Source organism: Kitasatospora sp. NPDC015121, assembly GCF_055562955.1.
On record NZ_JBVHEH010000002.1, the window covers coordinates 377,360 to 390,543 of the forward strand.

General features: G+C 77.0%; 14 protein-coding genes. 4 read left to right on the forward strand and 10 right to left on the reverse strand.

Annotated features, from left to right (window positions below):
• The first annotated feature begins 95 nt into the window (after positions 1-95).
• Both ACZ3J7_RS03655 and ACZ3J7_RS03660 read left to right on the forward strand, forming a co-directional pair.
• Positions 96-881, forward strand: a complete 786-nt coding sequence (locus ACZ3J7_RS03655) for a VOC family protein (protein ID WP_465616414.1) — start codon at positions 96-98, stop codon at positions 879-881.
• A gap of 154 nt (positions 882-1,035) precedes the next feature.
• Positions 1,036-2,118 carry an ALF repeat-containing protein gene (locus ACZ3J7_RS03660; protein ID WP_465616416.1) on the forward strand — a complete coding sequence of 361 codons (1,083 nt, stop codon included), beginning with the start codon at positions 1,036-1,038 and terminating at the stop codon, positions 2,116-2,118.
• A gap of 75 nt (positions 2,119-2,193) precedes the next feature.
• On the opposite strand, the gene ACZ3J7_RS03665 is transcribed toward ACZ3J7_RS03660, so the two are convergent.
• Both ACZ3J7_RS03665 and ACZ3J7_RS03670 read right to left on the reverse strand, forming a co-directional pair.
• Positions 2,194-2,961, reverse strand: a complete 768-nt coding sequence (locus ACZ3J7_RS03665; RefSeq protein WP_465616418.1) for a DUF2470 domain-containing protein — start codon at positions 2,959-2,961, stop codon at positions 2,194-2,196.
• A gap of 74 nt (positions 2,962-3,035) precedes the next feature.
• Positions 3,036-3,668, reverse strand: coding sequence for a TetR/AcrR family transcriptional regulator (locus ACZ3J7_RS03670; RefSeq protein WP_465616420.1), 633 nt, complete (start codon positions 3,666-3,668; stop codon positions 3,036-3,038).
• Between the two features lie 116 nt (positions 3,669-3,784).
• Here ACZ3J7_RS03670 and ACZ3J7_RS03675 point away from each other — a divergent pair, with 116 nt between their 5' ends.
• Positions 3,785-4,540 carry an SDR family oxidoreductase gene (locus ACZ3J7_RS03675; protein ID WP_465616422.1) on the forward strand — a complete coding sequence of 252 codons (756 nt, stop codon included), beginning with the start codon at positions 3,785-3,787 and terminating at the stop codon, positions 4,538-4,540.
• A gap of 6 nt (positions 4,541-4,546) precedes the next feature.
• Here the strand turns inward: ACZ3J7_RS03675 and ACZ3J7_RS03680 are convergent, their stop codons facing one another.
• From ACZ3J7_RS03680 to ACZ3J7_RS03695, 4 genes are all read right to left on the reverse strand, one after another.
• Complete coding sequence (locus ACZ3J7_RS03680; protein ID WP_465616424.1) at positions 4,547-5,776, reverse strand: acyl-CoA dehydrogenase family protein; 1,230 nt, start codon at positions 5,774-5,776, stop codon at positions 4,547-4,549.
• 4 nt (positions 5,777-5,780) lie between these two features.
• Complete coding sequence (locus tag ACZ3J7_RS03685; RefSeq protein ID WP_465616425.1) at positions 5,781-6,800, reverse strand: phosphotransferase family protein; 1,020 nt, start codon at positions 6,798-6,800, stop codon at positions 5,781-5,783.
• A gap of 416 nt (positions 6,801-7,216) precedes the next feature.
• On the reverse strand, positions 7,217-8,089 hold the full coding sequence (locus tag ACZ3J7_RS03690) for a COG4315 family predicted lipoprotein (protein WP_465616427.1): 873 nt from the start codon (positions 8,087-8,089) through the stop codon (positions 7,217-7,219).
• 160 nt (positions 8,090-8,249) lie between these two features.
• Positions 8,250-8,486, reverse strand: coding sequence for a hypothetical protein (locus ACZ3J7_RS03695; RefSeq protein ID WP_465616429.1), 237 nt, complete (start codon positions 8,484-8,486; stop codon positions 8,250-8,252).
• A gap of 82 nt (positions 8,487-8,568) precedes the next feature.
• On the opposite strand from ACZ3J7_RS03695, the gene ACZ3J7_RS03700 reads away from it, so the two are divergent.
• Positions 8,569-9,888 carry a cytochrome P450 gene (locus ACZ3J7_RS03700; protein ID WP_465616431.1) on the forward strand — a complete coding sequence of 440 codons (1,320 nt, stop codon included), beginning with the start codon at positions 8,569-8,571 and terminating at the stop codon, positions 9,886-9,888.
• An 18-nt stretch (positions 9,889-9,906) separates the two neighbouring features.
• On the opposite strand, the gene ACZ3J7_RS03705 is transcribed toward ACZ3J7_RS03700, so the two are convergent.
• The 4 genes from ACZ3J7_RS03705 to ACZ3J7_RS03720 form a co-directional block, all read right to left on the reverse strand.
• Positions 9,907-10,938 (reverse strand): NAD(P)/FAD-dependent oxidoreductase, encoded by a 1,032-nt coding sequence (locus ACZ3J7_RS03705; protein WP_465616433.1) that lies wholly within the window; start codon positions 10,936-10,938, stop codon positions 9,907-9,909.
• Positions 10,935-11,456 carry an isoprenylcysteine carboxyl methyltransferase family protein gene (locus ACZ3J7_RS03710; RefSeq protein WP_465616435.1) on the reverse strand — a complete coding sequence of 174 codons (522 nt, stop codon included), beginning with the start codon at positions 11,454-11,456 and terminating at the stop codon, positions 10,935-10,937. Before ACZ3J7_RS03710 ends, ACZ3J7_RS03705 begins: the two co-directional genes overlap by 4 nt.
• Before the next feature lie 6 nt (positions 11,457-11,462).
• On the reverse strand, positions 11,463-12,518 hold the full coding sequence (locus ACZ3J7_RS03715; RefSeq protein ID WP_465616436.1) for a type III polyketide synthase: 1,056 nt from the start codon (positions 12,516-12,518) through the stop codon (positions 11,463-11,465).
• Between the two features lie 76 nt (positions 12,519-12,594).
• Positions 12,595-13,155, reverse strand: coding sequence for a hypothetical protein (locus ACZ3J7_RS03720; protein WP_465616438.1), 561 nt, complete (start codon positions 13,153-13,155; stop codon positions 12,595-12,597).
• Between the last annotated feature and the right edge of the window lie 29 nt (positions 13,156-13,184).

Here is a 13,184-nt window from a genome sequence, read left to right on the forward strand (position 1 = left end):
GCCCGCGAGGCGGTGCCGGGGTCGGGCCGGACGGCGGCCTAGGCTGGGGCGGGTCCGGCCGCCCCGGCCGGCCGAGCGTCGAAGGGAGCCCGCGGATGCTGGAGCGAACGGCCACGGTGCGCTGCGTGCCCGCGGTGCCGTGCTGGGTCGGCCTGACCGCGCGCAGCCTCGCGGCCGCCCAGGACTTCTACGGTCCGCTGCTCGGCTGGGAGTTCGTCCCCGGCCCGGACCGCTGGGGCCGCTACCTGCGCGCCGTCGTCGACGGCGTCGAGGTCGCCGGACTCAGCGAACTCGCCACCGACTGGGAGCGCCCCGTCGCCTGGACCACCTACTTCGGCATCGAGAGCGCCGACCGCGCCGCCGACGGCGTCCGCGAACGCGGCGGCACCCTCGCCGTCGGCCCGCTCGCCTTCGACGCCGGCCGGGTCGCCCTCGCCGCCGACCCCTTCGGCGCGACCTTCGGCATCTGGGAGGGCGACGCCCAGGGCGACGGCCCCGCCGCCACCCCCCGCCCCACCGCCCCCGGCGCCCCCGCCTGGATCGAACTGCGCACCTCCGACCCGTTCGCCGCCGCCCTCTTCTACGGCGAGGTCTTCCGCTGGGACGACCGCGACCCGGCCCGGTTCGAGGTCCGCTACGAGCACGAGCGCGTCGTCCTGCGCTCCGAGGACCACAGCGTCGCCGCGCTGCGCGCCGCGAAGGACCTCGCCCCGCACTGGGAGGTCTTCTTCACCGTGACCGACACCGACACCGCCGCCCGGCACGCCGTCCGCCTCGGCGGCCGCGTCCTCGACGGCCCCGCCGACTCCCCCTACGGCCGCGTCGCCCGCCTCGCCGACGCGGAGGGCGGGCACTTCTCCGTGCTGGGGCCCGCGATCTGATCCGCCCGGAGCGGACGTTCGCCGGGCAAAGGGCCTGAAAAGAATCCGTTATGACGGTGTGGAAGGTTCCGGTACGATCCCTCGCGTCCGCCGCTGTGTGAACGCCCGACCACGGCGGCGGCTCCCGCGCGTACCACCTTCCCCTGGGGGATCCTTGAGCATCCGTCGGTCGATAGCCGCCGCCGTCTTCGTCGCGGCCGTCTCCGCACCCACCGTCTTCGGCACCGCACAGGCGATGGCCGAGACCGCCCCGCCCACCCCGACCGGCCAGTCCGCCCCGGACACCCCCGCCGCCGACGCCGCCCCGGACGCCGAGCAGCCCCCGGCCGAGACCCCCGCCGCCCCGGCGCCGGACGAGGCCGCGCTGCGGGCCCGCCTGGCGGCGCTGCTCGCCGAGCCGGGCCACTACACCTACTACTACGAGGCCGTGCGGGAGGCCGAGGGCGGGACCGCCGAGCAGATCCGGCACTTCCTGGACGTCGAACTGCGCGGGGTCGTCGCCACCGACAACAAGATCCGGACCGTCCGGACCATGAGCGAGGCCGGGCGGGGCACGCCGATCTGGCAGGCGGCCCAGGTGGCGCTCGACGACGGCACCCCGCAGGCCATCGAGCACTTCCTGAACGTCACCGTCCCGACGCTGATCGCCGAGGACAACCGCGTCAAGCTCGCACAGTTCCTCTCCGACCCACTGCTCAGCGCCGGGCTGCGGGCCAAGGCTCTCGCGGCGCTGAGGAGCGACGACCCCGCGACGATCGCCGCGTTCCTGAAGCAGGCGCCCGTCGCCCTCATGGACGACTACCAGATCCAGGTCACCCAGGCGATGGCGGCCGGCGGCCCCGAGGTCCGGAAGGCCGTGAACGTGCTGCTCACCAGCGCCACGCTGGAGGAGCTGCGCGCGTTCCTGAGCACCGGCCTCAAGGAGGCCCAGGCCCGGGACAAGGCGGCCGTGGAGGCCGCGAAGGCCGCGCAGGCCGCGCAGGACGGCGCCGGGAAGGGCGGGCAGGGCGGGCAGGCCGAGCAGCCCGGTGCCACCCAGGCCGGGCTGACCACGGCCACGACCACCGGCACCACGACGGCCACGACGGCCACGACCGCCGTGGGCGGCACCGCCGGGCAGCTGGCCGCCACCGGCGTGGACACCCCGCTGGGCTCGCTCGCGGTCGGTGGCGCCGCCGCGGTCGCGCTCGGCGCGGGCGCGCTGGTGGCCACCCGGCGCCGCGCCGGGGAGTCCTGAGCGCCCGGTCCGGACCCCGGAGCGGTACGAGGGCCGCGCGGCACCCGCCGCGCGGCCCTCGCGCGTGCGGCGCGGTCAGCGGGTGAGGGTCGGCAGGAACAGCCGGTGCATCGCCTCGGGCAGCTCCTCGGGGTGGCCGATCGGGCGGTGGAAGTCGAAGCGGGCGTCCAGCACGCCGCGCGGGCCGAGCAGGCGCACGCGCAGGCCGTGGCGGTCGAGGGCGACCGGGCGGACCTCGTGCGGGTGCTCGTCGGCGGGCCAGCCGCGGGGCGGGCCGGCGGGGCGGTCCAGGGCGCTCGCGCCGAGCAGCAGGAGCTGTTCGGCGTGGGCGGTGGCCAGGTGCTGGAGCAGGCCGGCCTCCTCCGCGGCGACCGGGTCGGCGCTCGCGGCGGCCACCTCGTCCGGGTCGACGCAGCACTCGGAGCCCCACAGGTCGTCCAGCGCGAGGTGCTCGGGTGCCAGTCGGAGCAGGACGCCGTCGTGGCCGTGGTGGTGGGGGAAGAGCGCGGCGGGGCGCTCGGCGGGGGAGCGGGAGAGCAGGCCGCGGATCCGGAGCCGGCCGCGGACGCGGTGCGGGACGGCGACGGGGGCGACGTCCACGCAGTCGAGCTCGGCGGCGAGCGGGCCGCGGGCGAGCGCGGTGATCCGGTGGAGCGCGGACTCGCGGCCGACCAGGACCGCCACCGTCCCGTCCGGTCGCGGCGCGCAGGCGACCTGCGGGGGCAGGCCGGGGCGGGCGGCGAGGTCGGCGCCGCGGACGTCCAGGACCGCGGAGGAGGCGAACTCCAGCAGGGTGCGGGCGCGTTCGGCGGCGGACGGGCGGCGGGCGGGCTGGGGCAGCACCAGGAGCCTCCTTCATGCTTAGGTAAGGCTAACCTAATCAGGAAGGGGGCTGGAGGTCCAGTGGGCGGGCCGGGTCAGTCGCCGACCCGCTCGTCCGGCGCGCCCAGCATCCGCAGCACCAGCTGCCCGTACCGGCGCCCCAGCTCCTCCGGCGTCTCGCTACTGCGCTCGGTGTACCAGCGCGAGACGTCGATGCCGAGCGAGGTGACCGCGCGGGCCGCCGTGCGCTGGTCCGGGACGCGGAACAGGTCCCGGGCGACCCCGTCCGCGATGATCCGGAGCACCGCCTCCTCGATCCGGATCCGCAGCTCGGCGACGGCCGCGAAGTCCTCCTCCGGCAGCGCGTGCAGCTCGTGGTTGACGATCCGGCCGACGGTGTGGCCGCGCGCGTGCCAGGCGGTGAACGACTCGGCGAGGGCGCGCATCCGCTCCACCGGGTCGGCGCCGGCCGCCTCGGCCCGCTCCACCAGCTCCAGGGTGGCCCGGTGGCCGGTGCGGGAGATCTCGGCGAGCAGCGCCGCCTTCGACGGGTAGTGGATGTACAGCGCGGCCGGGCTCATCCCGGCGGCGGTGGCGATGTCCCGGGTGGTGGTGGCGTGGTAGCCGCGGCGGGCGAAGGAGTCCACGGCGGCCAGCAGCAGCCGCCGGGCGGCCTCGGCGCGCTCCCCGCCCCCGGGCCAGAGTGCGGCGGTCGCTGGGTCGGTCATGGGGATCATCCTCCCAGACGGCCCGGCGGGGCCGGGTGGTTGACAGTGTCGCCCGGCGCAAAGATGCTAAGCAAGCGCTTAGTCACATCGGGTTCGAAGAGGGGCGAGGTACGGCGATGGCAGTGTCGTTCGAGGGAAAGGTGGCCGTGGTCACCGGCGCGAGCCGGGGCATCGGCTTCGGCATCGCCCGCGAGCTGGTCCGGCGCGGGGCGAGGGTCTGCCTCACCGCGCGCACGAAGGAGACCCTGGACGAGGCCGTCGCGGCCCTCGGCGGGCCCGGGCACGCGATCGCCGTCCCCGGCAAGTCCGACGACCCGGCGCACCAGGACGAGGCCGTCGCCCGCGTCCTGGACGCGTACGGCCGCCTCGACCTGCTGGTCAACAACACCGGCATCAACCCCGTCTACGGCCCGCTGCTGGACACCGACCCGGCCGCCGCCGCGAAGATCCTCGCCGTCAACGTGCTCGCCCCGCTGGCCTGGACCCGCCGCGCCCACGCCGCCTGGATGGCCGAGCACGGCGGCGCCGTCGTCAACGTCGCCTCCATCGCGGGCATCCGGGCCTCCAACGGCATCGGCATGTACGGGGTCTCCAAGGCCGCGCTGATCCGCCTCACCATGGAGCTCGCCTCCGAACTCGGGCCCGGCGTCCGGGTCAACGCGGTGGCGCCCGCCGTCGTCAAGACCAAGTTCGCCGAGGCGCTCTACGAGGGCCGCGAGGAGAAGGTCGCCCGCGCCTACCCCCTCGGCCGCCTCGGCCTCCCCGAGGACGTGGCCGGCGCCGCCTGCTTCCTGCTCTCCCAGGACGCCGCCTGGATCACCGGCCAGACCCTGGTCGTCGACGGCGGCGTCACCCTCGGCGGCGGCCTCTGAGCGCCCTCAGCGGTACTTGCGCAGCTCGCGGCGGGCCAGCGAGCGCTTGTGGACCTCGTCCGGGCCGTCGGCCAGGCGCAGGGTGCGGTTGCCCGCCCAGAGCTGGGCGAGCGGGGTGTCCTGGCTGACGCCGGCCGCGCCGTGGGCCTGGACGGCCTTGTCGAGGATCCACTCGACGGTGGACGGAACGGCGATCTTGATGGCCTGGATCTCGGTGTGCGCGCCGCGGTTGCCGACGGTGTCCATCAGCCAGGCGGTCTTCAGCACCAGCAGGCGGGCCTGCTCGATCCGGACCCGGGCCTCGGCGATCCAGTCCTGCACCACGCCCTGCTCGGCCAGCGGCCGGCCGAACGCCACCCGGGAGCCGACCCGGCGGCAGGTGAGTTCGAGGGCGCGCTCGGCGATGCCGAGGGCCCGCATGCAGTGGTGGATCCGGCCGGGGCCGAGCCGGGCCTGGGCGATGGCGAAGCCCGCGCCCTCGGCGCCGATCAGGTTCGCGGCGGGCACCCGGACGTCCTCGAACAGGACCTCCGCGTGGCCGCCGTGGTCGTCGTCCGGGTAGCCGAACACCCGCATGCCGCGCAGGATCCGCACGCCCGGGGTGTCGCGGGGGACCAGGACCATCGACTGCTGGCGGCGGGGTTCGGCGGCCGGGTCGGTCCTGCCCATCACGATCAGGACCTTGCAGTCCGGGTTCATCGCCCCGGTGATGTACCACTTGCGGCCGTTGACCACGTACTCGTCGCCGTCGCGCTCGATCCGGGTGGTGATGTTGGTGGCGTCCGAGGAGGCGACGTCCGGCTCGGTCATCGCGAACGCCGAACGGATCTCGCCGTCCAGCAGCGGCCGCAGCCAGCGTTCGCGCTGGGCGGGGGAGCCGAACTGGGCGAGCAGTTCCATGTTCCCGGTGTCGGGGGCCGCGCAGTTGAGCGCGGGCGGGGCCAACAGGACGGAACGGCCGGTGAGTTCGGCCAGCGGCGCGTACTGGAGGTTGGTCAGTCCGGCGCCCGGCCCGCCGGGGAGGCCGTGCTCGTCCGCGAAGAACAGGTTCCAGAGTCCGCGGGCCTTCGCGGCGGTCCGCAACTCGCCGATCACCGGCGGGACCGACCACGGCGCACGGGCCGGGTCGGCGAGCTGCGCGGCCAGCACCGGCTCGGCGGGGTAGACGAACTCGTCCATGAAGGCGGTGAGTTCGGCGATGAGCCCGGCGGTCCGGGCGTCGTGGGCGAAGTCCATCCGGTCAGCCCTCCAGCGATTCGAGGCCGAACCCGACGAACAGCGGCACGAGTTCGCCGACCCGGTCGAAGCCGGCGCCGACCGTGCCGCCCCGGGTGTAGCGGTAGTGGATGCCCTCCAGGACGACCGCGAGCTTGAAGGAGGCGAAGGCGACGTACCAGCCGAGGCCGGAGACGTCCCGGCCGGAGGCGTCCGCGTAGCGGCGGACCAGTTCGGCGGTGGCCGGGAAGCCGGGGGCGAGGGCCACGCCGGGGAGCGCCCCGTCGAAGCGGCGGGCGAGTTCGGTGTACATCACCAGCAGGCCGAGGTCGGTGAGCGGGTCGCCGACGGTGGACATCTCCCAGTCCAGGACGGCCGCGATCCGGTCCGCGCCGTCCACCAGGACGTTGTCCAACCGGTAGTCGCCGTGCACCAGCGCGGGCGCGGGGGAGGACGGCAGGGTCGTGGCGAGGCGGCGGTGCAGCTCGTCCGCGCCCGGCACCTCGCGGCTCCGCGAGGCGTCCAACTGCTTCTCCCAGCGGCGCAGTTGGCGCTCCAGGAAGCCCTCGGGGCGGCCGAAGCCGGCCAGGCCGAGCGCGTCCGGGTCGAGGGCGTGCAGGGCGGTCAGGGTCTCCACCAGGCGGACGCCCAGCGCGTGCACCCGCTGCTCGCCGAGCGCGGCGAGTGCCGCCGCGTCCCGGTGGGCGGTGCCCGGCACGTACTCCATCAGGTAGAACGGCGCGCCGATCACCCCGGTGTCCTCGACCAGCAGCACCGGCCGGGGCACCGGCACGGCCGTCCCGGCGAGGGCGCCGAGCACCCGGTACTCGCGGCCCATGTCGTGCGCGGTGGCCAGCACGTGGCCGAGCGGCGGGCGGCGCAGCACCCAGCGGGTGGCGCCGTCCTCGACCAGGTAGGTGAGGTTCGACCGGCCGCCCTCGAACAGCCGGGCGGTGAGCGGCCCGGCGACGGGCGCGGGCAGCGCGGCGTCCAGGTGGGCGCGCAGCCTCCCCGGGTCCAGTCCGGGCGGAGCGGCGGTGGTCATCGGAGGCACCTCGCGGGGGATCGGGACGGGCTGACTAAGCGCTTGCTTAGGATCGACCCGACGAGGACGCTTGTCAACGAGCGCCCCGCACGGCGGCCCGGTCGGCGGGCGACTTGTCGACATGGCGCCAGTACTGCGGGGCACGCTCCGGCGCCGGTGCGGAGACCCCGTCCCGCACGCGCCCGGCGATGTCGGCGACCAGACGGCCGCGCGCCGCGTCGAACCGCGCCGGCGCCCGCTCCCGGTCGGACCGGGCCGTCTTCTCGATCAGGTGGTGGCCGTGCGGCGGGGCCGGAGCCGGCGTGCCCGCGGTCGGCGCGTCGGGGCCGCCCGGCGGCGAGGGCCGACCACCACGACCGCCCCCACGCGAACACCGTCCCGGCCCGCCCCCAACCGCAGCGCCGGGCCCGGCGGCCTCAGCCCTCCTGCGAGCCGCCGCCCCAGCCGGAGCCGTCCGCGGGGGCGCCCGCCGCGGGGTCGGCCGGGGGGTCGGCCGGAGTGCCCGCGGGAGCGTCGGCCGGAGGCTGGGCCGGCGCCTGGACCGGGGGGACCTCGACCGGCGCCTGGGCCGGCGCCTGGGGCTCCGCCGGCGCCTGGGCGGTCGGCGCGGGCGTCTGCGCGGGGGCCTGCGCGTCCGGCTGGGCGCCGGGGTCCGCCGGGGCCGACGCCGCGCCGCTCGCGCCCGCCGACGCCGACGCCGACGCGCCCGGCACCGTGCCGCCCCGCCCGCGCAGCGTCGCGATGTCGACGCCGACCGGGTCGCCCAGCGAGGTCACCGCGTAGAAGGTGCCGCGCGGGTCGGCCACCGTGTGGCCGGCGGTCTCGCCCGGGCCCCGGTCGCCCGTGTAGCGGTACAGCGGGTGGCCCTTGTACAGCACCTGGGCGCTCCCGTCCGGCAGGGCCGCCGCGCCCAGCAGCCCGTCGTCCACGCCCGGCCCGGCCTGCGGGAAGCCCGGGGTGGTCACCGGCGGCCAGGACTTCGCGCACTCGTCCAGGCAGCTCGTGTGCACCGAGTCGTCCGCGCCGTACAGGTACAGGGTGCGGCCCTGCTCGTCCACCAGGACCGGGCCCAGGCTGCCCACGCTGGCCAGCGCCACCCGGGTGCCCGCCGAGGACGCGAACGTCGACACCGGGGGCTGCGAACCCGCGGCCGACGCCGTCGCGGACGGGGACTCGGCGGCCGGCGGGGCGTTCAGGTCGGCGGGGGCCGCGCAGCCCGCGGCGGAGAGGCCGGACAGGGCGGACAGCGACAGGGCGGCGACAGCGGCGGCACGGCGGGTGCGGGGCATCGGGGCTCCAGGGGTCGGCGCGGCACTGGAACACCATCCACTCCCGCCGCCCGCCGCCCGGCCACTCCAGAGCCGGGCCGCTCCACAGCAGGGGGGACGCCGTTGCCCCGGAAGGCCCACCCGGCGGCCGTTCCGCGACCTCCGGCGGGCCCGCCGCGCGTCAGTCCGGCGGGTGCGCCCAGACCGTGCGGTCGCCGCCGCGCCACGCCACCAGGTCGGGATCGTCCAGGTCGGGTTCGGCGACGCCCGCGTGCCGGATCAGCTCCACCACGTCCTCCGGCCCGGCGGCCCGCCCCACCGTCCGCCCGTAGATCTCCACCCGCCGGTACGGTCGCGCCCCGCGGGTCGGCGGGCGGACCACGACCGGCGGGCGGAATATGTCTCCGGACTCGCTCATGCCTCCAGTGTCCCGCGCCCGGTCGACAACCTCCCGTCGGCGTCACCGCACGTTGCCGTGCGGACACGTATCGTGGTGGACCGTGCCCGCCACCCGTCCCGCCCTCGCCCCCGGCGGCCTGCCGCTGCTCGGCCACCTGCCGGCGCTGCTCTCGCGGCCGCTCGCCTTCCTCGACACCCTGCCCGCGCACGGCGACCTGGTGCGGATCCGGGTCGGGCCGCGCGAGATGTACGTGGTCAGCGGGCCGGAGGCGGTGCGGCGGGTGCTCACCGACCGGACCGGCTACGACCGGACCGGGCCGCTGTACGGGAAGATCCGGGCGTTCCTCGGGAACGGGCTGGCGTCCTGCCCGCACGCCGACCACCCGCGGCTGCGCCGGATCGTGCAGCCGGCCTTCCGGCCCGGGCTGCTGCCGCACTACGCCGGGGCGATGACGGCCGAGACCGCCGCGCTGCTGGCCGACTGGCGGCCGGGGCGGGCCGTCGACGTCACCCGGGAGGCGTTCCGGCTCACCACCGCCGTCGCCGTCCGGACGCTGTTCTCCGCCGGGCTGGAACCGCGCGCCGCCGAGGCGCTGCGCGAGGCGCTGGACGTGCTGCTGCGCGGGATCTACCTGCGGGTGGTGCTGCCCGCCGCCGACCTGCTGCCCACCCCGGCCCGGCGCGAGTACCGCCGGGCGCTGACCGCCTGGCGCTCCGGAGTGGCCGCGATCATCGCCGACCACCGGGCCCGCGGCATCGACCGGGGCGACGTGCTGGCCCTGCTGCTGGCGGCCCGCGACGAGGACGGTCGGCCGCTGGCGGAGGACGAACTCGCCGACCAGGTCGCCACCCTGGTGCTGGCCGGAGCCGAGACCACCTCCTCCGCGCTGGCCTGGTCGCTCCGGCTGGTCGCCGAACACCCTCAGGTGGAGCGGAAGTTGCACGCCGAGGTGGACGCCGTGCTGGCCGGCCGACCGGCCGGCTGGCAGGACCTGCCCCGACTCCCCTACACCGCCCGGGTGATCGACGAGGCGCTGCGGCTCTACCCGCCCGCCTGGGCGGTCAGCCGCACCACCACCCGGCCCACCGAGCTCTCCGGCGCCGCGCTGCCCGCCGGGGCGCTGGTGGTCTGCTGCCTCTACCTGCTCCAGCGCCGTCCCGAACTCTTCCCCCGACCGCAGGAGTTCGACCCGGACCGGTTCGCGGACGGCGGCGTGCCCAGGACCGGCTACCTGCCGTTCGGCTTCGGCGCGACCAAGTGCCTGGGCGACCGCTTCGGCCTGGCGGAGGCCGTCCTCGCCCTGGCCACCGTCGCCGCCCGCTGGCGCCTGCGCCCGGTCGGCCCGGGGCCGGTGCGGCCGGTGCCGCGCCTGGTGCTCTCGCCCGGGCCGCAGCCGATGCTGCCGCAGCCGCGCCGCTGACCGCCCGGCCCGGGGTGCTCAGCGGGCCAGCAGGTCGACCGCCGCCCGGAAGGCGGGCGGCAGGGCGGCGGCGAGCGGGACGACGCGCGGGCCCAGCCAGGGCTGGTGGCGGGCGGCGAGCAGGGCGGTGGTGAGCAGCCGGTAGGGGCGGGTGGCACGCCGCCAGGCCCGCTCGTAGGCGGCGGGGCGGCCGGCGGCCAGGCAGCGGACGGCGGCCTCGGCGGAGGCCAGCGCCAGGGCGACGCCCTCGCCGGTGAGGGCGTCCAGGTAGCCCGCCGCGTCGCCGACCAGCAGCACCCGGCCGTGCACCCGGGCACCGGCCCGCTGCCGCAGCGGCCCCGCGCCGCGCACCGGCCCGGCCGGGGGCGCGTCGCCCAGTCGCGCCAACAGGGCCGGGAAGGCGGCGAGTTGGCGGTCGAACGGGAGTCGCTCGCTGCCCAGCACGGCGACCCCGACCGTCCCGTCCGCGACCGGCGTGACGTACGCCTCCGCGTGCCGCGACCAGTACACCTCGACCAGTCCGCTCCACGGCGCCAGCGCGAAGTGCCGCCGCTGCCCGTACCGGGCCGGGTGCCGGGCGGGGCCGGGCCGGTGCAGGCCGAGGGCGCGGCGGACCGGGGAGTGCAGGCCGTCCGCCGCGACCAGGTGGCTGGCCGTCAAATCGCCTATCCTGACCGCGTGTTCGGTGAGGTCGAGTCCGTCGGCGCGGGCCGCCAGGCGGGGGACGCCGAGCCGGTCGGCGCGGGCGGCGAGCGCGGCGTGCAGGGCGGTGCGGCGCACGCCCAGGCCGTGGCCGGTGCGGAAGCGGGCCTCGGCGCGCCGGGTGCCGTCGGCGGACAGGTAGCGGACACCCGCGAACGGGCGGCCCTCGACCTCGACGCCCAGGCGCTCCAACGCCCGTACCGCGCCCGGCATCAGGCCCTCGCCGCAGGCCTTGTCGATCGGTGTCGCGCGCGGTTCGAGGACGGTCGTGGACAGGCCCGCGCGGGCGGCGTGGATCGCGGTGGCCAGCCCGGCCGGACCGCCGCCGACCACCAGCAGGTCGATCACGCCGCCGCCGTCCGGCAGCGGGCCAGTGCGGCGTCCTCGCAGCGCAGCCGGGTGGCCAGCAGCCAGGCGTCCAGCAGGGTGAAGCAGAGCGCGGTGGCCCACGCGGTGTGCACCAGCGGCAGCGCGAGGCCCTCCACCACCACCGCCAGGTAGTTGGGGTGCCACAGCCACCGGTACGGTCCGCCGGTGACCAGCGGCAGGCCCGGGACGACGATCACCCGGGTGTTCCAGCGCGGCCCCAGCGTCCGGATGCACCACCAGCGCAGCCCCTGGGCGGCCAGCGCCAGGGCCAGCATCGGCCACCCCAGCCAGGGGACGAACGGCCGTGCCGCGTAGTCGACTTCGAGCAGGCAGCCGGCCAGCAGCGCGGTGTGCAGCGCCACCATCGCCGGGTAGTGCCCCCGCCCGTGCTCGACGCCGCCCCGGGCCAGACTCCAGGCGGCGTTGCGGCGGGCGACCAGCAGTTCCGCCAGCCGCTCCACGGCGACCAGGGCGATCAGGACGGTGTACGCGATCATCGGCGACTACCAGCGCAGGAGGACGAGTTCGGAGGCGAAGCCGGGCCCGAGGGCCAGCACCAGGCCGTACGAGCCGGGCGGCGGCGGGCCGGCCGCGAGGACGTCCCGCAGGATGTGCAGCACGGACGCCGAGGAGAGGTTGCCGCAGCGCGCCAGCGAGGCCCGGCTCGGGGCCAGCGCGGCGGCGGGCAGGCCGAGTTCGTCCTGCAGGGCGTCCAGCACCCGGGGTCCGCCGGGGTGGCAGACCCAGGCCGTCACGTCGCCCGGCTTCAGGTCGTGCCCGGCCAGGAAGGACGACACCTCCTCGCCGACGAACAGCCTTACCAGTTCCGGGAGTTCGGCGCCCAGCAGGATCCGGAAGCCGGAGTCGCCGACCTCCCAGCCGAGCAGGTCCCCGGTGCCGGGGTAGAGCCGGCTGCGGGTCGCCACCACCTCGGGGCCGGCGCAGTCGACGCCCGCGCCGACCGCGACCAGCGCGCCCGCGCCGTCCCCGAACAGGGCGGTGGCCAGCAGGTTCGCCGCCGAGGTGTCGGTCCGCTGGAGGGTCAGCGAGCACAGCTCGGTGGCCATCAGCAGCGCCACCCCGTCCGGGCGGCCCGCCAGCAGCCCGTCCAGCGCCGCGATGCCCGCCGCGCCGCCCGCGCAGCCCAGGCCGAACAGCGGCAGTCGCCGGACGTCCCCGCGCAGGCCAAGTCGGGGTGCGAGCCGGGCCTCCAGGGAGGGCGCGGCGATGCCCGTGACGGTGGTGGAGACGACGAAGTCGACCTGCTCGGGCGCGAGTTCGGCCTCGCGCAGGACCCCGGTGGCGGCCCGCTCGGCCAGTTCGGCCGCGGCCGCCAGCCAGGCGTCGTTGGCCCGGCCGAAACCGTCCAGCTCCGGGTAGCGCTCCACCGGGAGGGCCAGGTGCCGGAACTCGACGCCCGCGCCCGCCGCGAACCGCTCCGCGAGCGCCCGCCCCGCCCCGTCGCCGCCCGGGCGCAGCGCCGCCACCGCTCCGGTCAACTCCCGCTGCCCGTAGCGGTGGGCCGGGAGCACCCCGTGCACAGCCGCGATCCGCGTCACCGGCCCAGGATAGGGAACAATCCTCCTGAATCAGGCAATTCGCCCGGCCGGGCGCGCCCCCGGTGCCGACGGGCCGTCAGTCGTGCACCGCGAACGCCGCCGCGAACCAGGTGACCGGCTTGGTGTCGGTGCGGGCGTTCGCCCAGGCGGCGACCCGGGCGGCGTCGGCGTGGTCGGGCAGCAGGCCGTACGGGGTGGTGCGGACGCCGAGGTCGCGGACGGCGTCGTCGTGCAGGTCGTTGCAGAGCCAGGTGTGCAGCAGGCCCAGGTCGTAGCCGAGCACCTCCCAGCCGAGCACCCGCCCGTCCGGCGCGGGCGGGTGCGGGCGGTCGGGCAGCAGGACGGGCTCGTCCACGTGCTGCCGGGCCGCGCGGATCTCGTCGGCCAGGACGGCCGCCGAGTCGGCGGGCAGGCGCAGCGAGCAGAGTCGGCCGTCCGGCGGCAGCGCGCCCCCGCAGGCGGCGAGGACCTCGGCGGGGGAGGCGAACCAGCGGTGGTCGTCGTCCTCGGAGGGCAGCCGGTCGGTCAGGCAGTCGGACGCGGACGCCAACCACTCGGTGACCGGCAGGCCGCGCCCGGTGACGGGTTCGAGCAGGACGGCGTAGTACGCGACGGCGGTGAGCGGCGGGTCGATCATGGGACCAGTCGTACCAAACGGGGAACGGG